Consider the following 20,881-nt stretch of genomic DNA (forward strand, 5'->3'; position numbering starts at 1 on the left):
ACTTTTGCCCTCCCTTTCGTAAGACTCTGGATTTTTAAACTTACCGGCCATGTCCGTTACCCGCCTGAAGCGCAAGCACCGCAAGAACATCGCGCGTGCCAACAACAAGCAGAATATCATCAAGAACCTGCTCCGTACTCCTGTCCTCAAAAACGTTGACCTGGAAGAGCTGAAGTCGCGTTTCACCACCTCGGCCGCCAACGCCTAACCTCTTTTCGCCATGTCCGTTACCCGCCTGAAGCGCAAGCACCGCAAAAACATTGCCCGTGCCAATAACAAGCAGAACATCATCAAGAACCTGCTTCGCACGCCCGTCCTCAAAAACGTGGATATCGAGGAGCTGAAGTCGCGCTTCGGCACCACGGCTACGGCTAAGAAAGACGAAACCAGCATCCTGAACTCGGTGAAGAACGCCGCCAGCGCGGCCGTCGATAAAGTGAAAGAAGTGGCCGCCGACGTCGCCGACGCTGTTTCGCATTCCAGCGTGGTTGAAAAAGCCAAAGAAGCTGTGAGCGATGCCGTAGAAGCCGTGTCGCACTCCGAAGTAGTGGAGAAAGCTTCGCACGCCATCAGCGACGCCGTTGATAAAGTGAAAGAAGTGGTGTCCGGCGACAAAACTGCCGCCAACGCCAAAGCTTTCGACGATGCCGAAGCCGTAACCAAGCCCGTCAACGAAGACGGTCAGGAAGGCGAGCACCCCAAGCCCGAAATTGCGCTGTAAGCTTTTTGAGCTATAAGCTCAAAGAAAGCGCCTGTCGAAAGATGGGCGCTTTTTTCGTTATCTGTCATGCTAAACGCAGTGAAGCATCTTATCACGGCTGAACGAGACACTGACTCAATCGTTCCAGCGCGATAAGATGCTTCACTGCGTTCAGCATGACAGTTCCGTATTTAACACAACAATAAGGACTACCGCCCCCGCTTTCCCAACTCCACGGCCTGCAAATCCACCACCTTTCCGCGCTCGATGCCAAAGCGCAACAGCGTGCGCATCTGGTGAAACCCGTGCTGCCCGGCTGCCCCGGGGTTGAGGTGTAGCAGCCCTAGTTTCGGGTCGGGCATGACGCGCAGGATGTGCGAATGGCCCGTAATGAACAGCCCCGGCCGCGCCGCCGCCAGCAGCGGCCGGGCGGCCGGGGCGTAGTGCCCCGGGTAGCCGCCGATGTGCGTCATAAGCACCCGCAAGCCTTCAATTTCAAAGTCCTGCACCAGCGGTTGGGTCTGGCGGACGTCCGCGCCGTCGATATTGCCGTACACGCCCCGGAAACGCGGGGCGAGGTCTTCCAGGGCCTCGACGACTGCTGCATCGCCGAAATCGCCGGCGTGCCATATTTCGTCGCAGTCGCGCAAGTGGTGCGTAATGCGGTCGTCGAGGTAGCCGTGGGTATCAGAAAGCAGGCCAATGCGCGTCATGCTGCAAAGATGCAGCCCCGGCGTCCTAAACCGGCCCGGCCGCGTATCTTGCACGCCGTTGTTGGTGCCAGCCGGCGGCGGGTGCCATGCTGGCCTCGTAAGCAGCGTTCGGGCCAATATCATTCTTTCATTTCGATTTCTCCGATGAATATTTTCATCAACGACATTCCGCTGGTTATCAAAAAGGCCAGCGAAAAAATTTACAAGCATAAGTTCGACCTCGTCCTCAATCCCGAAGACGAGTTCACGTCGAAAGACCTGATTGGCGACGTGCTGGTGCGCGACGCCACCACGCAGTTCATCGACCGCCTGCTGCGCCTCATGGAAGTGAAAAAGCTCAAAAAGCTGAAGTCGCTGACTATGACGGTGAAAAAGAAAAAATATATCACCCTGCACTTCAAGGACCAGTTCAAAATAGCCAAGGCCGCTGGCGGCCTGGTAGTGAAAGGCGACCAGGTGCTGATGATTTACCGCTTGGGCAAGTGGGACTTACCCAAAGGCAAGCTCACCCGCGACGAAGACACGGCGGCTGGCGCCATTCGCGAAGTGGAGGAGGAAACCAACATCAAGCTGGAACTGGGCGAGCAGTTGCCCAGCACCTGGCACAGCTACGCCTACAAAGGCAACAAAATGCTGAAAAAAACCAGCTGGTACGTCATGAAGTGCCTCGACGACACGCTGATGAAGCCCCAGGCCGAGGAGTATATCGAAGAAGTGCGCTGGATGAGCCCCAAGGAAGCCCTGGCCAAGCTGGAGGATTCTTACGCTTCCATTGCCCTGGTGATGCGCCATTACCTCAGCACAATAGGCAACAAAAAGGAGGCTTCGCCCACCGAGAAATAATGCAGTTTCGTATGCTCCGCTGGCTTGGGCTGAGCGTGGTCGCTGGCCTGGGGCTGGCGGCCTGCTCCGGTGTGCACGACCCGCACAAGCCAGTGCCAGCCACGGCAGCGAAGTCCGCGCCAGTGCCCGTGGAGTATGACGTACCCAGTCTATTAGGTCTGAACGCGGCTGAGCTAATAGTGCGTCTCGGCCCGCCCGTACCCGCGCCGGCCGACTACCACGACCCCGTGACGCTGCCCCTCGAGCAGCGCGGCTCGCCGAATGATTCGACGGCACTTTTTCAAGCCGGTAAGCTGCCCATTGTGGCAACCTTCGATGCAAAAAGCCACCAGGTTATCGACTTGGTGGTAGTGGGTCCGGACGAAGAACGACTGATGCAACAGGCCAACCTCGACCTGAATGCCAGGGATTATCTGCTGCTGGCCGTATTCAAAGCCCGGCCCGTTGGTAAGTTCTTAGGCTTTCGCGTGGTGGCCCGCAATTTGCCGCAGCCCTAGCTGCCCGCCGCCGGCAGCGGGAAGGGCACGAAATCCGTCACGTCGCCGCCGAAACGGTGAATCTCGCGGATGATGGTGCTGCTGATGGCTGCCAGTACGGGCGAGGTAATCAGGAATACGGTTTCCAGGTTCGGGTTGACATGCCGGTTGGCTTGGGCAATTGTGTTTTCGTATTCGAAATCAGTGGTATTGCGCAGGCCACGCAGCAGGTAATTAGCTCCGACTTCGCGGGCGTATTCGGCCGTCAGGCCTTTGAATGAACATATTTCCACCCGGGGCTCGTCGTGGAAAACGCCGCTTATCATCTCCACCATCTGCTCCACGGGCAGGTAGCGCTGCTTGCTGCTGTTGTTGCCAATGGCCACAATTACCTTATCGAACAGCGTCGTACCGCGCCGCACTACATCAAGGTGGCCGTTGGTGAAGGGGTCGAAGGAGCCGGGAAAAAGGGCAATGCGGGACATGGTTTTTGAGTTATGAGTTGCGAGTTAGTAATTATGAGTTATGAGCAAGATGTTTGATTTACAGTTCTTAACTCATGAATTTTAACTCATAACTCAAACAAAGTGTAAGCTCAGCAAATCGAAATAACGGTGCTCAAACACATCATCGAGCCGGTAGCTATACTGCACGGCGGGCGGGCGGGGACCAAGGCGCACCTGGCGCAGATAGGTGCGGAGCAGCGAGAAAATAGCCGAGTCGTGCAGCAGCTCGCCCCACACCGCTACCTCATCCTGGTCGGGGTTGAGGCCTAACTCCTGCATTACCAAAATAGTGTAGTACAGTACATCTTCGGCAGTAGTGAAAGCAAAGACATTACAGTATTCCAGGTACTGGCCCAGCACGATAAGCGTCAGCTCACCGTGCCCCAGGTTGAGGTAGAGGCGGCGCGGCGAGCCCGCCGGGCGCTGGTGCGCCACGCCGGCCAGCAGGGCGCTGGTATGGTGCAGTACCCGGCCGCTGTTGCCATAAGTGTCGCTTAGCCAATCAGTGAGGCTGGTGTCGGCCGCGTAGATATTGACCAGCTCCAGGTTGGGATGCACGAAGTGGCGGGCCGTTTCGGTGGCGGGTAGCACGTGGTGCAGGCGTAGCGCGGCCTCTTCGTCGCCAGGGCGAAAGAGTGGCGCGGGCAGCAGCGTGAAGGCCCGCCCGGTGACGGCCAGCCGCACTTCGTTCCAGCCGCGGCGGCCCAGAAAATCGTGCTGCTCGGCCATCGCGGGCAGGGCGGCGGTAGGTAGCTCGTATTCTTCCAGTGCCACAAACTTACGCCGCTCGCTGTCGACCACGGCAAGGCGAAGCCGATTGCTTCCCGTGGTGAGGTACAGGTTGTAAGCGTCCAGATTGCCGGTGTCGAAAGCATCATCGCGGATGCGCAGCAGGGGCGAAGCAGGAATCAAAACGGACGAAGCAGCGGCAGGAGCAGGCACGGAAATTCAGGCCAGGTCAGCGGCCGGGCTTAAAGATACGGGCGCGGAATTTTATGCGCCCGGCACCTCCCGTTTATTAGCGCAATCGAACCTGCGGCACAAAAACGTCGTCGGGGCTCAGAATGAGGCCCAGTACCGGGTGCACCTGCGGCGGGGGCAGGTGTAGCAGCTGCCGGGGCGTCAGCCAGGCCAGCTCGGTAATAAGCTGCTGGTCGGCCGCGTGCTCGGGGTCGAGGCCGAGGCGGGGCTGCGCGGTTTCATCCTCCGCCGTCACTTCAAAAAACAGCTCCAGCGCCTGCAGCCGGTTGGCGCTGAACTCGTGCAGATGCAGGAAACGCCCCACCCGCACCGTCAGGCCGGTTTCTTCCCGAAACTCGCGCACCAGCGCCTCGCGCAGCGTTTCGCCAAATTGCCAGCCGCCGCCTGGGGGCGACCAGAACGGCGCCCCACCCGCCAGCAAACCCCGGTGAGCCGCCAGCAGCAGCGCCCCGTCGCGGAGTAGCAGGCCGCCGACGCGCACCCGCACCCGGTCGTGGTAGGCGGCGAGCAGGAAATCGGGGGCGGGGGAATCGGTCATAGTAAGTTGAAGCGTTTGGTGGGGCTATACGCGGGCCGCTGGGCGCAGGAATTGGTTTTTGCGAGGAAATAACAGTATGCTGGCGCTGCTCTGCTGACAACGGCCACCGCTTCCTGCTTATTGCCAGAAGTGCGTGGGGTATCTTTGGCATTCTGTACCCGCGCATTCAATTCGTGTCCGATTCTACTCCTACCGACCTCGAAATCCGCATCCGGCGCAAGCTGGAGCGCCAACACTTCATGCACCTCATCGGGGCCGACCTGACGAGTATTGCGCCCGGCCGCATCACCGTGGGGCTGCCGCTGGGCCAGCAGCACCAGCAGCAGCGCGGCTTTGCCCACGGCGGGCTGGTGGCCACGCTGGCCGATTTGGCGGCGGGCTTCGCGGCCGTCACCCTGGTGCCGGATAACTATGGCGTGGTGACGGCCGAATTGAAAGTCAGTTACCTGCATCCGGGCGTGGGCCAGCAGCTCAGGGCCATCGGCTGGGTGCTGAAGGCCGGGCGCCGCCTGCACTTCTGCGAAGCTGAAGTGTGGTGCGATGAGCTGCTCATTGCCAAGGCCTCGGCCACGATGGCTGTGGTAGAACCGAGTTAAATCTGACTGATGCTTACCCGCCGCATTCCCTCCGTCCGCGACTACTTTCCTTACGAGCCTACTGGCGACCAGGCCACGCTTTTTGCGCAGCTCGATGAGTTTCTGCGCGACGAGCTGCCGGGCCGCAAAGCCTTTGTGCTACGCGGCTACGCCGGCACCGGTAAAACCACCGTCATCAGCGCGCTGGTGCAGTGGCTGCACGAGCGCCAGCGCAAATACACGCTGATGGCCCCCACCGGCCGCGCCGCCAAGGTGATGGCGGGCTACGCGGGCGTGGCCGCCAGCACCATTCACAAGAAAATCTACCGCCAGACCAGCGGCTCACCCTCCGAGCGGCTCAATTTCCAGCGCCAGCCCAACCGCCAGGAGCACATGCTCTATATCGTGGACGAAGCCTCGATGATTTCGGATGAGAAGTCGTTCGGGGAGAGTGGCTTGCTGGACGATTTGATGGGCTACGTGTTCGAGAAATCGACTAACCGCATTCTGCTCATCGGCGACACGGCGCAGCTGCCGCCGGTGGGCCAGCTCCTGAGCCCGGCCCTCGACCCCGAGCTGCTGGCCCATCGTTACCGCGCCCGCGTCGATAGCGTGGAGCTGCGCCAGGTGATGCGGCAAGCCCAGCAGTCAGGCATTCTGGTGAATGCGACGGAGCTGCGCGAGGAACTGCGGCAGGAAACGCCCGAAATTCAGCTGCATACCAAGGGCTACAACGACATTTTCAAGATGGGCGGCGACAAGCTCGAAGACGGCCTGCGCTGGGCTTACCGCAACTTCGGGCACGAGAATACCACCATCATCTGCCGCTCCAATCGCAACGCCAACCAGTATAACCAGCTCATCCGGCGGGCGTTGTTCGATGCCGAGGAGGAGATTGAAGGTGGTGACTACCTGATGGTGGTGCGCAACAATTATTTCTGGCTGCCCAAGGATTCAGAAATTGGCTTCCTGGCCAACGGGGACTTCCTGCAAATTACCAAAATCATTCGGCGGGAGGAGATGTATGGCTTCCACTTTGCGCAGGCCCAAGTGCGGCTGGTCGATTATCCCGACGAGCCCGAAATCGAAGTGAAATTGCTGCTCGACACGCTTCACACCGAGTCGCCAGCGCTGCCTTCGGACCGGAATAATGCGCTGTATCAGGCGGTCAGTGAAGATTATGCCGACCTGAAAACCAAGGCCGAACGCTACAAGCAGATGAAGCAGGACCCGTACCTCAATGCCCTACAGGTGAAATTTGCTTACGCCCTCACTTGCCACAAGGCGCAGGGTGGGCAGTGGCAAGCCGTGTTTGTGGACCACGGCTTTCTGAAACCCGACGAGCCGCTGGCGGGCGAGTTTGCCCGCTGGTTGTACACGGCCATCACGCGGGCCTCGGAAAAATTGTTTTTGCTTAATTTCCAACAGAAATTACTGGCCGAACTGCCCGAGGAATAAACTTTTTGCTTGCCGGAAGCCTTTGCAAACGAAATAACGGCATGGTTGTCCGAGAGAGCTATTCACCGGAATTTCATGCCAGTGCCCGCAAATTGGCAACAGATTTGCAGGCTCGCCGGAAACCCTTAAATTTGTCAAACTTCATTCTTACCAACCGTTTTAATCCCATGAAAAAAGTACTGTTCCTGGCGCTGAGCCTGACTGCTGCTGCTTACACCGCTCAGGCTCAGGCCGCAAAGCCAGCCAACGCCGTCGAGAAAGTAGCCGGCCCGGCTATCACCTTCGAAGAGTCGAAATACGACTTCGGCTCCGTCGTGCAAGGTGGCGTGGTGGACCACGTATTCAAATTTAAAAACACTGGCACCCAGCCGCTCATCATCTCCAACATCGGCGTAAGCTGCGGCTGCACCACCCCGGAGTGGACCAAGGAGCCCGTGGCTCCCGGCAAATCGGGTACCATCGCTGCGCACTTCAACAGCGCCGGCAAAATGGGTATGCAGAACAAAGTGCTGACCATCGAGTCGAACGCCACGGGGGGTAACGTAACTGTAGCTCTGGTGGGCGAAGTGAAAGAAGCTACCGCCGCCAGCGCTGCTACCAACGCTCCTTCCCAAATGACTGTAGACTCGGCTCCGGGTGTTAAAGTTGACGCGAAAGGCGACAAGCAGAAAATGAAAGTTGATGGCCGTAAAGCCAAAGTGAAGACCAAATAAGCTCTTCCGCTTTTTGCTGAATAAGAAAAGGGCGGCCCAGTTGGGCCGCCCTTTTGCGTTTTATCAGAATTTGATTGCTTACAGTTCGCGGACGGCCCAGGCCAGACTTAGCCAGCCTGCTAATAGAAGCAGGCCCCCCACCGGTGCCACCATGCCCATTTTGGTGATGCCCGTGAAACAGAGCACGTAGAGCGAGCCGCTGAAAATAATGATGCCGCCCAGCCACAGCCAAGCCGTGGTGCCCAGGCCGCGCAATTCGGGCCGCACCGCCCACAGAATGCCCACGGCGGCCAACGCCAGCACGTGGTAGAACTGGTAGCGCACGGCGGTTTCGAAGGTATCGAGGCGGCCGGCGCGCTCCAGCATGTCGTGGAGCTTGTGGGCTCCGAAAGCCCCGATGGCCACGCCCAGGCTGCCCAGCACACCCGCCAGCTGCAAGATGATTTTTGCAGTCATAGTATTGAAGGTAAATTGGTTTGAAAGTATCAGCGCTGCAATGCATTGTGCGCTGCTCGCTAGCGGCTGCAAGTTACGGCCCGAATAGGGTAGAGGCTTATATCTGGCGCTTCAGCCGTACAATGGCAGTGTGCAGCTCGCCATCGGCGCGCCGCAATACCAGAATGATGGAGCGGCCGTGGGAGGAGTGCAGCAGATGACTGATTTGTGTAAGCGAAAAAGCGCTGGCCGCCATAAAATTGACGGATACCAGCTCTTCATCGGGCTGGATGCCAGCCTCGGCAGCTGGCGAGCCAGGAGCTACGCGCAACACTAGGAAGCGGTGCAGGTTGGGGCCGACGGCCAGCAGGTCGAGGCCGCTCATGTCGTGCTCGAAGGGTTCGTTGAAGTGCAGGTTGGGCCGTAGCCAGAGGCGCTGCCGGGAGTAGTCGATAGTGAAGGCGAAGCGTTTGAGGGATTCAAAGCCGAGGTTGCCATTGCGATGTACATCGGCCCGGCCGTGTACATCGGCCACGTCGGGAAAAGAAGTCAGTACCGAGCGGAGCTGGTAATGGCCGAGCCGCAGCTCGGCTACCCGTCCCAGTTGCCCGCGCACCACGCCGGTGAGGCCCCGGCCTAGTTCGGCAGGTAGCTGCTGGGGGGGCAGTTGCAGTTGCGGGTGCGAGCCGGTTTCGAGCGACAGCGCATGGCCGGCGCCAGTGTCAATCACCAGTTTTAGAGGTATTTGTAATGAATCGCTCAGGTGTACGGGTACCGTTACATAGGCCTTGCTGCGCTCAATTTGCAGCGGCAGGCTGGCCCAGTGGGGGCTGCGTGGTGCCTGAAAAGCGGCGGATGGCTGCAGCACCAGCATGCTTTGCTGCGGTAGCACCGTGACGACGAAGCTGTGGAAAAATTCGGGGCCCAGAATGCCGTGGATGGGCATACCCACGTAGCCCGAAAGGTTGAGCACATCTTCCGACAGTACCAGCATACTCATGGCTGGCGCCTCTATGCCTGGCATAGTCAGGCGCAGGTTATCAAGCTGATAAGCTAGTAGGCTGGTGGTCTGGCCACCGGCCCCTATCACCCGAAATTTCTCGCCGCGCCGCAGGCCCAGCGAATCGGCTAGGTGGGGGCTGGTGATGATGGACGTGCCCGCCCCGGTATCGAGCAGGAAATTATACGGCCCGGTGCCGTTAATTTTGGCGCTCACAATGATGAAGTTGCGCTGCTGCTGGAAAGGCAGTCGCACCCGCTTTCTCGTGGGGCGCAGGAGGTGAAATGGCCCGGTGGCCGGCTGCGCCCATACCTCGGCCGCGCTGCCGCATAGCAACAGAAGCAGCACGCAAATACGGCGCAGGGCAAGCATGGGGTGGGTGGGAACCGAGAGAGGGCAATACAAGGTAGCTGCCGGCTACTAATAGTTGCCGGAGAAGTGCTTGGAAAGCTCAAAATAAGTGCTTAGCGACGTATTTTGAAGTCCCTGCCTTTTTAAGGCTGTTCCCAGGCGCCGGTGGGTTCATAGCGCAAGTGGCCAGCGGCGATGTGCAGCGGGGCAGCTACATTGTTATGATAAAGCTGGCCCGTGCCCAGGCCTTGGGCAAAGTCGCCCACCGCATACTCGCCGGTGAGCTGCGCTACGGCATTCAGGCCCACGTTCGATTCCAGGGCTGAAGTCATCCACCAGGCCATGCCCCGGGCTTCGGCCAATGTAATCCAGTGGCGGGTAGCGGCATGGCCACCCAGTAGCGTGGGTTTCAAAACGATGTAGGCGGGCTGGATTTCATCCAGCAGAGCAGCTTGTTGATTTTGGGCAGCCACCCCAATCAGTTCCTCATCAAGGGCAATTGGTATCGGCGACTGTCGGCACAGTGCCGCCAGTGCCGCGCCCTGGCCTGGCCGGATGGGCTGCTCGATGGAATGCAGGCCGAAGGCTGCCAGCTGCTCTAGCTTGCCCAGCGCTTCGGCGGGGGCGAAGGCACCGTTGGCATCGACGCGCAGCATGAGTTGGGTGGGGCCGGCCACGGCGCGGATTTCGGCCAGCAGTGCCAGCTCGGTGGCAAAGTCGAGGCTGCCGATTTTGAGCTTCAGGCAGGAATAGCCGGCGCCCAGCTTCTGCTCAATCTGCTGGCGCATAAAGGCCGCGTCGCCCATCCACACCAAGCCGTTGATGGGCAGGGCCGCCTGGCCTTCGCTGAACGCATTGTGGTAGAGCTGCCGGCGGCCGCCGTTGGCAAGGTCCAGCACGGCCGTTTCCAGCGCAAAAACCAGCGCTGGCCACTCCGCACCAATAAAAGCCGACGCTTCGGCCGCCGAGAAATGCTCGAATTGAGCGGCATTGAACCGGGCGCATAACTGCTGCACAGCCGGACCGAAAGCCGGGCCGAAATCGGGACTGAGGCCTGCCAGCGGGGCCGCTTCGCCCACGCCGATTACCGCGGGTTGGCTGGTGTGGCTGAGATGCAGGTACCAGGCTACGTGCTCGGCCAGTGCCCCGCGCGAGGTGCGGGCCGGAAAATTAAAGCGTAGCACGCGCTGCGAAAACGAAAGTTGAAGCATGCTGCAAAGATGCGTCAGCTACAAGCCCCAAAGGGCAGGCCCTTGCCTGCGCAAGAACCTGCCCGCAAAGAAGTGCCTGACCAGTAAAGTTTATTCGTCGTCTTTACCCGGGCCGCGGCGGCTGATGAGGCCGCCTTTGCGGCCGGCATCGCGTGCCTCGTCGGCCGAGAAGCGGTGGCCGCGCCCGCTGGCGTGCGAGGCCTTGCCGCCCTGGCTGGCGATACGACGCTGAGTTTCAGCGCTCATGGCGGCAAAGCCGCGCCGGCTTTTAGCTCCTACGCGGTTGGCAGGACGCATGGGTACTTTGGCAGGTTTGGCGGCCGGTTTATCACCGGAGGTGGCTTTAGGGGTTTTCATAGTAGGTGGTTAAAGAGAGTGAGTGGGAAAGGTAAGAAATTTTGGGTTAATTCGGAAACCGTCGCCTAGTTAAGCATTTATTAGACGATATTTTGCAGGCAACAAAGATAGTGGTTAAAAATACCATTTTCTACCGAGGAGCTTCTCCGTATTTCATGGTAGCACTCATGCGGTATCCAGCTTAACATTAGCCCGAACCGTACGTATGCGCACCGCCCCCGCAACTCACCCCGCCGGCTGCCCTGCGCCGCCTCGCTAACTTGCCCCTCTATGCACCAATCTGCCGTTTTCCCAACTGCCGCGCCGGTCACCAACCCGGCTTGGCCTGCCCGCTACCGCGCCGTGCGGCAGCAAAGTACCGACCTCTGTCAGCCCCTGCTGCCCGAAGATACCGTGGTGCAGCCCATGCTCGATGTGAGCCCGCCCAAATGGCACCTGGCGCACACCACCTGGTTTTGGGAAACCTTTCTGCTCAAGGAGTATCAGCCCGGATACCAGGTTTTTCACCCCGACTATGCTTACCTGTTCAACTCTTACTACAACTCGCTGGGCTCGCGGGTAAATCGGGCCGACCGGGGCACCCTTTCGCGCCCGCCGCTGGCCGATGTGCTGGCCTACCGCGCCCACGTCGATGCGGCCATGCAGGAGCTGCTAACCCGGGCCGACGACCTGCCCGCCAGCTTCCGCGAGGTGCTGGAGCTGGGCTTGCAGCACGAGCAGCAGCACCAAGAGCTGCTGGCGACCGACATCAAATATATCCTCAGCACCAGTCCGCTGGCGCCGGCTTATGCAATTAGCAATGAGCAATTTGCAACGAGCAATGAGCAATCGACACTTGACGCAACCTGGCTGCCAGTGCCCGGTGGCATTTACCGCATTGGCTTTCAGGAAGAAGGATTTTGCTTTGATAATGAGCTGGCAGCGCACGAGGTCCTGTTGGCGCCGTTTGAGCTGCAAAACCGCCTGGTGACCAATGCCGAGTTCATCCAATTTATCGAAGCGGGCGGCTACCGCGATTTTCGTTTCTGGATGGGGGAAGGCTGGGACCTGGCCCAGCGCGAGGGCTGGGAAGCACCGCTCTACTGGCTGCGCCGCGACGACGGCTGGTACCGCTTCACCCATCACGGCCTGCAGTTGGTGAATATGGCCGCGCCCGTCACGCACGTCAGCTTCTACGAGGCTGATGCTTACGCGCATTGGGCGGGCGCCCGCCTGCCCACTGAGTTTGAGTGGGAAGCGGCCGCCCGTCATTTCGGGGCTGAAACCTCAGACGGAACCTGGCTCGAAAGCCACCGCCTTGACCCCCAGCCGCTGCCCGCCGCTGCCGACCCCGGCCGCTGCCACCAGCTGCTCGGCGACTGCTGGGAGTGGACGTATTCGGCCTATCATGCCTATCCGGGCTACGAGCGCGCCGCCGGGGCGCTGGGCGAGTACAATGGCAAGTTTATGGTCAACCAACTGGTGCTGCGTGGCGGCTCCTGCGCCACCCCCGAAAGTCACGCCCGGGTGAGCTACCGCAATTTCTTTCACGCCGATAAGCGCTGGCAGTTTACGGGTATTCGCTTGGCCCGGTAGTATTTGCGAAATAGTGGCAAAATGAGGGTGGTTGAGCGGGACTGCGCCAACTGAGCTTTCGAAGCCGCTCAATTATTGCCAAGCCTTTTTCTATTTCAGATTGTTCTAGCAGCATCGTTCTACCGGCGCGCCCGGCTTAACCACCCCCGTTTTTGCTACGCAAAAACATCCCCTCCTTTTCAAGGAGGGGAGCTTATCGTTCTATTTCCACCCACAATGCCTCATTCAGATTTTGCTACCCACGTTGCCCAAGGCCTGGGCCAGCTGCCCAAAACACTATCGTCGATGTATTTCTACGATGACGTTGGTAGTCAATTGTTTCAGCAAATAATGGGGCTGCCGGAATATTATCCTACCCGTACCGAATACGCTATTCTGCAGGAGCAGAGTGCCGCTATTGTAGCGGCGCTGCGGCCAGAAGCGGGCCCGTTCTCATTGGTGGAATTAGGCGCGGGCGACGGTTTGAAGACCAAGCTGCTGCTGCGCGAGCTGCTGCGCCAGCAGGCTGACTTTACGTATGCACCGGTGGATATTTCGGCCGGCGCGATGTCTGGCCTGGCTGCCGCCCTGCGCCAGGAGCTGCCCACGCTCCGGCTGGACCCCGTGGTGGAAGACTACGCCACCGCACTCCAGCAGCTACCCACCCGCCCGGGCAGCAAAGCCGTACTGTTTCTGGGTTCCAATATTGGTAATTTTGGCCCCGCCGAACGGCTGGCATTTCTGCGGCAGCTGGCGGCCCCGCTAGCGCCGGCCGACCGCCTGCTCATCGGCTTCGATTTGCAGAAAGACCCGCGCCGCATCCGCGCCGCCTACGACGATGCGCAGGGCATCACTGCTGCCTTCAACCTCAACCTGCTCCGGCGCATCAACCGTGAGCTGGAGGCCGATTTCGACCTGCGCTACTGGCAGCACTACACCGACTACAACCCGTTGGCCGGCGCCGTACGCTCCTTTCTGGTGAGCACCCGGGCCCAGCAGGTGCAGATAAATAAGCTCGGCCGCAGCTTCGATTTTGCCGCCTGGGAAGTTATTCATACCGAGAATTCCTACAAATTCACCCGCCCGCAGATTGAGGAAATGGCGCGGGAGGCAGGCTTGCGGGTAGCGGCCGTTTTTCAGGATACGGCGGGGGATTTTGCGGATGTGGTGCTGGCGAAAATGTAAGTTAAAAGTTGAGAGTTAAAAGTTAAAACCCCACTTCCGCAGAAGACTGCTTTTTTAACTCTCAACTTTTAACTAATTCACCCCTCCCAAAGCCGGCCGTACCTTTGCGGCTCGCTTTTTCATTCGTCCTTGCCTGCTTTTTCCATCCGCCCGCACCTGCGCCCTACCGTGGTGCTGGCGTATCCCGTCGTGCTGTCCCAGCTGGGGCATATCCTGGTCAACGTCTGTGATTCGCTGCTGGTAGGGCGGCTGGGCAAGACGGCGCTGGCGGCTATCGGGGTGGGCGTGAGCACTTCTACGGTGCTGCTGGTGCTGGGCCTGGGCCTGAGCATGGGGAGCGTGCCACTGGTGGCAGCGGCCGAGGGGCGGCGCGATTTCCCGGCCCTGGGTCGGCTGCTGGTGTCATCGGTGTGGCTGAGTGCGCTGGCGGGGCTGGTGCTGGCCGGACTAGGGCAGTTGCTGCCTTTTCTATTGGATTTGCTGGGGCAGCCGGCCGAAGTGGTGGCCCTGGCCGCGCCCTGGGTGCGGGTCATCAGCTGGTCGCTGTTTCCGCTGATGGTGTTTCAGGGCTTTCGCGAATACGCTGAGGGCCTGGGGCTGACACGGCAGGCCATGTGGCTGTCGATATTGGCCAACGTAGTGAACGCAGCCTTGTGCTACGCGCTGATTTTCGGCAAGTGGGGTGCGCCGGCGCTGGGCATGGTGGGCTCGGCCTGGGCCACGCTGCTGGCTCGGGTGCTCATGGCCGTCCTGATGGCCGGCTACGTGCTGCTGGCCCCGCGCCTGGCCGAGAGCCGCGCCGCCATCCAAAGCTGGTGGCCCGATGCCGCCACCGGCCGCCGCCTGCTCGATTTGGGCGCGCCCATCGGCGTACAGATGGCCTTTGAGGTCGGCGCTTTCAGCTTCTCCAACCTGATGATGGGCTGGCTGGGCGTGACAGCCCAGGCGGCGCACCAGGTAGCCATCACGGTGGCCAGTGTGACGTACATGGCGGCCAGCGGCATCTCGGCGGCGGCCACGGTGCGGGTGGGGCAACTGCGCGGCGCGGGCCGCCTGGGCGAGGCCCGGCAGGCCGGCTTTGCAGCCTATTGGCTTACGTTCGGGTTTATGGGGCTGATGGCGCTGCTGCTCATCATGGGCCGCTACCAGATTCCGCTACTGTTTATTAGCGACCCGGCGGTGGTGGCGCAGGCGGCCACGCTGCTGCTCATCGCGGCGCTGTTTCAGATATCGGATGGCATGCAGGTGGTGGGGCTGGGCGCCCTGCGCGGGCTCGAAGACGTGAAGGTGCCCTCGGTGGTGGCCTTGCTGGCCTACTGGGCGGTAGCGCTGCCGCTGGGCTACGTGCTGGGCTTCGTGCTGAAGCTGGGGCCGGTGGGCGTGTGGACGGCCTTGCTGCTGGGTTTGACCATCGTGGCGGGCGTGCTGCTGGTGCGCTTTCGCCGCGAAACAGCCCCCGGTGCCGTACTGCCCACGCCCGAGCCTACCGCAATGAATTGAAAAACGCCATTCGTTGTTGGCGCGAAACTTGGTAACTGCAGGCCAAAACCGTCGGACCAGTTGCCGTTTCTTTGCGCTGAGTATGCTCAACGCGGGCGCTTAATTTTATACTATGCTTTCCTTGCTGATGCCATTGCTGCTGGCCGCCCTCACCGGGCAGGGGCCAGCCTCTTCCCAACCCGCCAAGCCGGCTGCCGCCGCACCCATTCCGTGGTCGGCCACGCGCCGCCTCACCGTGGCCGACTTCCTGGGCCGCCCCACTTCGGCGCTGGCCGCCTCCACGTCGTCGGACATTAAAGCCAATATCGGCTGCACCGACTTCGTCTTCAACGGTTCGGCCCAGGCTACCTTCGACCCCAATACTTCCTGGATTCGTGACCCCAAGCACCTCACGGAAGCCCTCCTGCGCCACGAGCAGTTGCACTTCGACATCACCGAAATCTACGCCCGCAAGCTACGCCAGAAAATGGTGACCTTCAGGCAAACCGCCGACTGCGGCAAGCTTCAACCCGCCTTCAACAACCTCACCAAAGCCGTGTACGCCGAGTGGGGCCGCGAAGAGGCCCGCTACGACCAGCAGAGCAACCACGGCCTCAATGCCGCCCAGCAAACCTACTGGGAAAACCAGGTGCAGCTGAAGCTGGACCAGCTGAAGGAGTTTGCGCTGTAGCAAATCAGAGCGTCATCCTGAGCTGACCGAAGGGAAGCGAAAGGACCTCGCCCGCTTCGCTGTGGCAGTAATTATTTACTGCTGCAAGCGGCACGGGCGAAGTCCTTTCACCTCGCTGCGCTCGGCTCAGGATGACGTTCTGGTTTATCAATATCTTCCTCACACCAGCCGGCTGCCATTGGGCACCGGGCCGGCCACGGCGGCCAGCACAATGTGGCCCTCGGCATCGGCGAAGCCCGTCACGAGCACTTCCGACATGAATTTGCCGATTTGCTTGGGCGGGAAATTGACCACCGCCAGCACCTGCCGGCCCAGCAGCGTGGCGGGCGTGTAGTGGTGCGTGATTTGGGCGCTCGATTTTTTCAGGCCGATTTCGGGGCCGAAATCGATGAGCAGCTGGTAGGCCGGGCGGCGGGCGCCGGCCAGCGGCCGGGCTTCCAGGATGGTGCCCACGCGCAGGTCGACGCGCTCAAATTCAGTCCAGGAAAGTGACATAGGGGGCTTATTTGGCGCCGAGCTTCTTGGCGCGCAGCTCCAGCGTGTCATTCACGGCGCCGTAGATTTCGTCCAGGTCTTTGCCGTGGCTGCCGTAGTAGCGGTAGCTGTGCAGGAAGGCCGAGTCGTCCACGTTGTACCACTTCATCAGCAGTTTTTTCTGCTGCAGAAAGAGGGCGCGGGCCGAATCCGTGGGCAGGCGGCTCTGCTCTACCTGGGCTTCCAGCACGTGCACATCGGTGAGCACGCGGATGACCTGCTCGCGCGAAAGCAGGTCGGCGGGTTTGGGGGCTTGCTCGGGGCGCTGGCAGGCCCCCAGGGCCAGCAGCGCCGCCAGCCCGAGGCTGGCCAAGTGGGAGAACGCAGGTTTCACGTCCGCAAAGTTAGTAGCTTCGTGGAGCGTTGGCTTGGTGCTGTTCCAATAAAATGGCCGGATGACGTAGAGACGCACTATTTTGCGACTCGTCGGTCGTGCCATCAGGACTAATCGTTCAACGACGAAACTCCAACTATTGCGTCTCTACCTCTTTGCCAACCAAAAATGACGCCCACCCTCACCGACCTGGTTCGCCGCCTGCGGCACCTCGAAATCCGCATCCGTAAGGCGGTGGAGGCCCAGCTGCAGGGTGATTTTCACTCCGTATTCAAAGGCACTGGGCTGGAATTCGACGACGTGCGCCTGTACCAGTACGGCGACGAGGTGCGCGCCATCGACTGGAACGTGAGCAGCAAGGGCCACGGCACGTTCGTCAAAACCTACAAGGAGGAAAAGGAGCAGCAGGTGCTGGTGCTGCTCGACGTAAGCGCCTCGCTTGAGGTGGGCGACGCCGCCCGCCGCAAGCTCGACGTGGGCCGCGACATTGCGGGCCTGCTGGCGCTGTCGGCCGCCCGGCAGGGCTCGGCGTTGGGGCTGCTGGCGTTTTCCGACCAGAAGGAGCTGTACCTGCCGCCGGCCAAGGGCCCGCGGCCGATGTACGCGCTCATCCAGCGGCTGTTTGCGCTGCAGCCGCTGTCGCGCCGCACGGCGGTGGGGGCGGGCATCCGGCAGGCGCTGGGGCTGCTCAAGCGCCGCAGCCTAGTGGTGCTGATTTCCGATTTCATCGACGTGAGCTACGAGCGCGAGCTCACCATGCTGGCCCAGCGCCACGACCTGATTGTGGTGCAATTGCAGGCGCCCCGCGAGCGGCAGTTTCCGCGCCTGGGCATCGTGCCGCTGCTCGATGCGGAGACGGGCGTTACGCGCTGGGTCAACACCTCATCGGCCAACTTTCGGGCGCGCTACGAGGCCATCGGCCAGCAGCACGAGGCCCAGATTGCCAACATCTGCCGGCGCTACCGCACGGGCTTTCTGGCCCTGAGCACGGAGGGCGACTTCGTGCCGCAGCTGGTAGGGCTGTTTCGGCACCGCAAACAACAACGCAGTAAATGAGGAGGGTGACGTGCTTTTTGGTATTTCTGGCGCTGCCACTATTAGCCCAAACGACCCCGGATGTGCCCCAGGGCCGCTTCCGGCGCCCCAGCACCCGCGTGGGCGAGCCGCTCGATTACGAGCTGCGCTTCGAGCACGCCCCCGAGCTGGAGGTGATTTTTCCCGACTCCACGGCGGCTTTTGGGCCATTTGAGTACGTAAGCAAGACATTTTACCCCACCCGCACCCGGCGCGGGCGCAGCCTCGACCGGGCCGTGTACCACCTGCGCACCTTCCAGCTCGATTCGGTGCAGACGCTGGCGCTGCCGGTGTTGCTGCTGCGCGGGGCCGATACGCTGCTGCTGCCCACGGCCCCGGCCCGGGTGCGGCTGCGGCGGGTGGCGCCGGCCCGCCCCTTCGGCGGCGGCGAGCTGCCCGCCCTGCGCCAGAACCTGACCCTGCGGACGGTGGAGCCGGTGTTCAACTACCCCTACTGGCTGGCGGGCACGGCGCTGCTGGCGGCGCTGCTGGGGCTGGGGGCGGCGCTGTTTCATCAGCGGCTGCGGCGGCGCTACCGGGCCTACCGGCTGCGCAAAAACCACGGCTACTTCCTGGCCCAGTTTGCCCGCCACGCCGAGCGGTTTGAGCTCTCGCGCTCCACGGCCAACGTGGAGCGGGCCGTGGCGCTGTGGAAAAACTACCTCGCCAGCATTGAGGACAGCGCGCTCAACTCCTTTACCACCCGCGAAATCGTGTCGTATTTTGATAACGACAACGATGTGCGCCGCGCGCTGGGTACCACCGACAAGGTGATTTACGGCAACCTGCTGTCGGAAGAAGCAACGGAGGTGGACAAGGCCTTTCAGCGGCTGCGCAACTTTGCCGAGCGGCGCTATGAGCGGATGATGGAGGGAGGGGAGTAGGAGAGAGGAATAATTGAGGAGGAGCAGAACGACAAGCTCCCCTCCTCAGAAGAGGAGGGGATGTGAGCTGCGCTGAGCAGCGAACGGGGGTGGTTGAACCGTCCGCGCCGTCAGAACGTCGCAGTAATATTTTCTAAAGCCCAGCCGGCGCGACCGGGCGAACCACCCCCGTTGCGCTTGCAGCGCAACATCCCCTCCTTTCCAAGGAGGGGAGTTTGTCGTTCTTCCATCCCCAACCGCCCAACTCGCCCTAATTTCGCCCCCGCGTGACCGACTTCTTCGACCTGCTCCGTTATTCCACGCTGGCCAGCTACCAGTGGCAGCAGCCCCGGCTGCTGGGGTTGCTGGCGCTGGTGCCGCTGCTGCTGGTGCTGCGGCGCACGCTGGGGCGGCGGCCAGGGCGGGTGGTGGTGGCCTTCGGGCCGGGCGCGGCGCGGCGCGACGTGCTGGCCGCCCTGCGCTTCGTGCCCGACGTGGTGCTGGCCCTGGCCCTGGGCTTCGGCGTGGTGGCCCTGGCCCGGCCCCAGCGCACCGACGAGCGCATCGAGCAGACCGGCCGCGGCATCGACCTGGTGCTGGCCGTGGACGTGTCGGGCTCCATGGAAATCGAAGACCTCAAGCCTAACCGCCTGGAGGCCGCCAAGCGCGTGGCCGCTACCTTCCTCGACAGCCGCAGCGGCGACCGGCTGGGCCTCGTTGCCTTCGCTGGCGAGGCCTACTCGCTGGCTCCGCTTACTACTGATTATGAGCTGCTGCGCGACGAGTTGAGCAGCCTGCGCGTAGGCCTGATTCCGAACGACGGCACGGCCATCGGCACGGCGCTGGGCGTGGCCATCAACCGCCTGCGCGAGTCCGACGCCCGCTCGCGGGTGTGCATCCTCTTATCCGACGGCGAGAACACCGCCGGCAGCCTCGACCCGCTGCTGGCGGCGCAGCTGGCCCACGCCTTTGGCATCCGGCTCTACACCATCGGGGTGGGGCAGGATGGGCTGGTGCCCTACGGCCAAAGCCCCGACGGCCAGCCCCGCTACGTCAACACCCGCCTCGACGAAACCACCATGCGCGAGCTGGCCCGGGCGGCCGACGGCCAGTTTTTCCGGGCCTCCGACAACGCCGCCCTGCGCGAGGTGTTCGGCCAGATTAGCCGCCTCGAAAAATCCGACATCAAGCAGCTGCGCTTTCGCAACACCAAGGATTTTTACCGGCCCTACCTCTGGCTGGCCGCCGCCCTGTGGCTGCTGTCGCTGGGCTTGAAGAGCACGTTTATGAGCAATCCGCTGGAGGATTAGGCCGCGGGCGTCCGATGGGCCCGCCTGCAACTCAATTCGAGCCTATCGGACACCCGATAGGCTTGAATTCTTGTCAATCTGTCAATATCGGGTGCCCGATAGGCCCGGATGCAAGTCATTCTGTCAGTATTTGGCGCCGGATGGGTCCAAATTGAGTCCCAGGCGAGGTCATCGGGTGCCGGGCCGTAAGTTTGCCGCATGTCTGTTGCTGAAAACATCGCCCGCCTCGAAGCCGAGCTGGCCGGCTCCGGTGCCCGCCTCGTCGTCGTCACCAAAACCCACCCCGTCGAGCGCCTGCGCGAGGCCTACGCCGCCGGGGCCCGCCGCTTCGGCGAAAACCGGCCCCAGGAAATGGCTGCCAAGCAGCCCGAGCTGCCGCCCGACGTGGAGTGGCACCTCATCGGCCACCTCCAAACCAACAAGGTGAAGCTCGTGGCGCCCTTCGTGCACACCGTGCAAAGCCTCGACAGCCTCCGGCTGCTGCTGGCCCTCGACCAGCACGCTGCCCGCCACGGCCGCATTATCAATGCCTTGCTCCAGTTTCACATCGCCGAAGAGGAAGCCAAAACCGGCTTCAGCTACCACGAAGCGGAGGAACTGCTGCAGTCCAACGAGTTCAAAACCGTGAACAACGTGCGCCTGACCGGCGTGATGGGCGTGGCCACCTTCTCCGACGACGAGAACCTGCTGCGCACTGAATTCCGGCAGCTGCGCGGCTACTTCGAGCTGCTGAAAGCGCACTATTTTGCCGGCGATGAGAGTTTTAAGGAAATATCAATGGGCATGAGCGGCGATTATCGGCTGGCGGTGCAGGAGGGGAGTACGCTGGTGCGGGTGGGCAGTGCTATTTTCGGGAGTAGGGGATAGCAGGAGGTCATCCTGAGCGATGAAGGAGCGAAAGGACCTCGCCCGCTTCGTTGGGGTGGTAATTAATTACTGCTGCCCGCGGCGCGGGCGAGGTCCTTTCGCCTCCCTTCGGTCGGCTCAGGATGACGTTCTT

Annotated in this window: 25 protein-coding genes; 15 read left to right on the forward strand and 10 right to left on the reverse strand. The window is 61.4% G+C overall.

The window, feature by feature from the left end; genetic code table 11:
• The first annotated feature begins 49 nt into the window (after window positions 1-49).
• Together Q5H93_RS15700 and Q5H93_RS15705 are read left to right on the forward strand one after the other, a co-directional pair.
• Window positions 50-208, forward strand: a complete 159-nt coding sequence (locus Q5H93_RS15700; protein WP_305007548.1) for a hypothetical protein — start codon at window positions 50-52, stop codon at window positions 206-208.
• Window positions 209-220: 12 nt separating this feature from the next.
• Complete coding sequence (locus tag Q5H93_RS15705; RefSeq protein ID WP_305007690.1) at window positions 221-721, forward strand: hypothetical protein; 501 nt, start codon at window positions 221-223, stop codon at window positions 719-721.
• A 188-nt stretch (window positions 722-909) separates the two neighbouring features.
• Here the strand turns inward: Q5H93_RS15705 and Q5H93_RS15710 are convergent, their stop codons facing one another.
• On the reverse strand, window positions 910-1,413 hold the full coding sequence (locus Q5H93_RS15710; protein WP_305007549.1) for a metallophosphoesterase family protein: 504 nt from the start codon (window positions 1,411-1,413) through the stop codon (window positions 910-912).
• 144 nt (window positions 1,414-1,557) lie between these two features.
• Between Q5H93_RS15710 and Q5H93_RS15715 the strand changes: the two genes are divergently transcribed.
• The gene (locus tag Q5H93_RS15715; RefSeq protein ID WP_305007550.1) at window positions 1,558-2,256 is read left to right on the forward strand and encodes an NUDIX hydrolase; all 699 of its coding nucleotides are present in this window, start codon (window positions 1,558-1,560) and stop codon (window positions 2,254-2,256) included.
• An 11-nt stretch (window positions 2,257-2,267) separates the two neighbouring features.
• Window positions 2,268-2,753, forward strand: a complete 486-nt coding sequence (locus Q5H93_RS15720; protein WP_305007551.1) for a hypothetical protein — start codon at window positions 2,268-2,270, stop codon at window positions 2,751-2,753.
• On the opposite strand, the gene coaD is transcribed toward Q5H93_RS15720, so the two are convergent.
• The 3 genes from coaD to Q5H93_RS15735 all read right to left on the reverse strand — a co-directional run bounded on the left by coaD (window position 2,750) and on the right by Q5H93_RS15735 (window position 4,757).
• The gene (gene coaD, locus Q5H93_RS15725; protein WP_305007552.1) at window positions 2,750-3,217 is read right to left on the reverse strand and encodes a pantetheine-phosphate adenylyltransferase; all 468 of its coding nucleotides are present in this window, start codon (window positions 3,215-3,217) and stop codon (window positions 2,750-2,752) included. The genes Q5H93_RS15720 and coaD overlap by 4 nt on opposite strands.
• Window positions 3,218-3,310: 93 nt before the next feature.
• On the reverse strand, window positions 3,311-4,180 hold the full coding sequence (locus tag Q5H93_RS15730) for a DUF3822 family protein (RefSeq protein ID WP_305007553.1): 870 nt from the start codon (window positions 4,178-4,180) through the stop codon (window positions 3,311-3,313).
• 76 nt (window positions 4,181-4,256) lie between these two features.
• The gene (locus tag Q5H93_RS15735; RefSeq protein WP_305007554.1) at window positions 4,257-4,757 is read right to left on the reverse strand and encodes an NUDIX domain-containing protein; all 501 of its coding nucleotides are present in this window, start codon (window positions 4,755-4,757) and stop codon (window positions 4,257-4,259) included.
• A gap of 173 nt (window positions 4,758-4,930) precedes the next feature.
• Between Q5H93_RS15735 and Q5H93_RS15740 the strand changes: the two genes are divergently transcribed.
• The 3 genes from Q5H93_RS15740 (at window position 4,931) to Q5H93_RS15750 (ending at window position 7,503) form a co-directional block, all read left to right on the forward strand.
• Window positions 4,931-5,353 carry a PaaI family thioesterase gene (locus tag Q5H93_RS15740; RefSeq protein ID WP_305007555.1) on the forward strand — a complete coding sequence of 141 codons (423 nt, stop codon included), beginning with the start codon at window positions 4,931-4,933 and terminating at the stop codon, window positions 5,351-5,353.
• Window positions 5,354-5,362: 9 nt separating this feature from the next.
• On the forward strand, window positions 5,363-6,790 hold the full coding sequence (locus tag Q5H93_RS15745; protein ID WP_305007556.1) for an ATP-dependent DNA helicase: 1,428 nt from the start codon (window positions 5,363-5,365) through the stop codon (window positions 6,788-6,790).
• A 167-nt stretch (window positions 6,791-6,957) separates the two neighbouring features.
• Window positions 6,958-7,503 (forward strand): DUF1573 domain-containing protein, encoded by a 546-nt coding sequence (locus Q5H93_RS15750; protein ID WP_369811048.1) that lies wholly within the window; start codon window positions 6,958-6,960, stop codon window positions 7,501-7,503.
• 78 nt (window positions 7,504-7,581) lie between these two features.
• Here Q5H93_RS15750 and Q5H93_RS15755 read toward each other — a convergent pair whose 3' ends face one another.
• The 4 genes from Q5H93_RS15755 to Q5H93_RS15770 all read right to left on the reverse strand — a co-directional run bounded on the left by Q5H93_RS15755 (window position 7,582) and on the right by Q5H93_RS15770 (window position 10,857).
• Window positions 7,582-7,959, reverse strand: a complete 378-nt coding sequence (locus Q5H93_RS15755) for a DUF423 domain-containing protein (protein WP_305007557.1) — start codon at window positions 7,957-7,959, stop codon at window positions 7,582-7,584.
• Window positions 7,960-8,056: 97 nt separating this feature from the next.
• The gene (locus Q5H93_RS15760; protein WP_305007558.1) at window positions 8,057-9,310 is read right to left on the reverse strand and encodes an aspartyl protease family protein; all 1,254 of its coding nucleotides are present in this window, start codon (window positions 9,308-9,310) and stop codon (window positions 8,057-8,059) included.
• 122 nt (window positions 9,311-9,432) lie between these two features.
• Window positions 9,433-10,500: an o-succinylbenzoate synthase gene (locus tag Q5H93_RS15765; protein ID WP_305007559.1), complete on the reverse strand. Its 1,068-nt coding sequence runs from the start codon at window positions 10,498-10,500 to the stop codon at window positions 9,433-9,435.
• A gap of 90 nt (window positions 10,501-10,590) precedes the next feature.
• Window positions 10,591-10,857, reverse strand: a complete 267-nt coding sequence (locus tag Q5H93_RS15770; protein WP_305007560.1) for a KGG domain-containing protein — start codon at window positions 10,855-10,857, stop codon at window positions 10,591-10,593.
• 270 nt (window positions 10,858-11,127) lie between these two features.
• Between Q5H93_RS15770 and egtB the strand changes: the two genes are divergently transcribed.
• The 4 genes from egtB to Q5H93_RS15790 all read left to right on the forward strand — a co-directional run bounded on the left by egtB (window position 11,128) and on the right by Q5H93_RS15790 (window position 15,766).
• A complete protein-coding gene (gene egtB / locus Q5H93_RS15775; protein WP_305007561.1) occupies window positions 11,128-12,432 on the forward strand; it encodes an ergothioneine biosynthesis protein EgtB in 1,305 nt (434 codons plus the stop codon).
• A gap of 216 nt (window positions 12,433-12,648) precedes the next feature.
• Window positions 12,649-13,596 carry an L-histidine N(alpha)-methyltransferase gene (gene egtD, locus Q5H93_RS15780; protein ID WP_305007562.1) on the forward strand — a complete coding sequence of 316 codons (948 nt, stop codon included), beginning with the start codon at window positions 12,649-12,651 and terminating at the stop codon, window positions 13,594-13,596.
• A gap of 129 nt (window positions 13,597-13,725) precedes the next feature.
• Complete coding sequence (locus Q5H93_RS15785; protein ID WP_305007563.1) at window positions 13,726-15,096, forward strand: MATE family efflux transporter; 1,371 nt, start codon at window positions 13,726-13,728, stop codon at window positions 15,094-15,096.
• Window positions 15,097-15,208: 112 nt separating this feature from the next.
• A complete protein-coding gene (locus Q5H93_RS15790; RefSeq protein WP_305007564.1) occupies window positions 15,209-15,766 on the forward strand; it encodes a DUF922 domain-containing protein in 558 nt (185 codons plus the stop codon).
• A 159-nt stretch (window positions 15,767-15,925) separates the two neighbouring features.
• On the opposite strand, the gene Q5H93_RS15795 is transcribed toward Q5H93_RS15790, so the two are convergent.
• Both Q5H93_RS15795 and Q5H93_RS15800 read right to left on the reverse strand, forming a co-directional pair.
• Entirely contained in the window at window positions 15,926-16,261 is a 336-nt protein-coding gene (locus tag Q5H93_RS15795) for a tRNA-binding protein (RefSeq protein ID WP_305007565.1), read from the reverse strand.
• A gap of 7 nt (window positions 16,262-16,268) precedes the next feature.
• On the reverse strand, window positions 16,269-16,739 hold the full coding sequence (locus Q5H93_RS15800; RefSeq protein WP_305007566.1) for a DUF4296 domain-containing protein: 471 nt from the start codon (window positions 16,737-16,739) through the stop codon (window positions 16,269-16,271).
• Window positions 16,740-16,802: 63 nt separating this feature from the next.
• On the opposite strand from Q5H93_RS15800, the gene Q5H93_RS15805 reads away from it, so the two are divergent.
• The 4 genes from Q5H93_RS15805 (at window position 16,803) to Q5H93_RS15820 (ending at window position 20,748) form a co-directional block, all read left to right on the forward strand.
• Complete coding sequence (locus Q5H93_RS15805) at window positions 16,803-17,690, forward strand: DUF58 domain-containing protein (protein WP_305007567.1); 888 nt, start codon at window positions 16,803-16,805, stop codon at window positions 17,688-17,690.
• 5 nt (window positions 17,691-17,695) lie between these two features.
• Complete coding sequence (locus Q5H93_RS15810; RefSeq protein ID WP_305007568.1) at window positions 17,696-18,592, forward strand: hypothetical protein; 897 nt, start codon at window positions 17,696-17,698, stop codon at window positions 18,590-18,592.
• Between the two features lie 266 nt (window positions 18,593-18,858).
• Window positions 18,859-19,881, forward strand: a complete 1,023-nt coding sequence (locus Q5H93_RS15815) for a vWA domain-containing protein (RefSeq protein ID WP_305007569.1) — start codon at window positions 18,859-18,861, stop codon at window positions 19,879-19,881.
• 198 nt (window positions 19,882-20,079) lie between these two features.
• Window positions 20,080-20,748 carry a YggS family pyridoxal phosphate-dependent enzyme gene (locus Q5H93_RS15820; RefSeq protein WP_305007570.1) on the forward strand — a complete coding sequence of 223 codons (669 nt, stop codon included), beginning with the start codon at window positions 20,080-20,082 and terminating at the stop codon, window positions 20,746-20,748.
• The last annotated feature ends 133 nt before the right edge of the window (window positions 20,749-20,881 follow it).

This window comes from Hymenobacter aranciens, from assembly GCF_030580865.1.
In the GTDB taxonomy this organism is placed as follows: Bacteria; Bacteroidota; Bacteroidia; order Cytophagales; family Hymenobacteraceae; genus Hymenobacter; species Hymenobacter aranciens.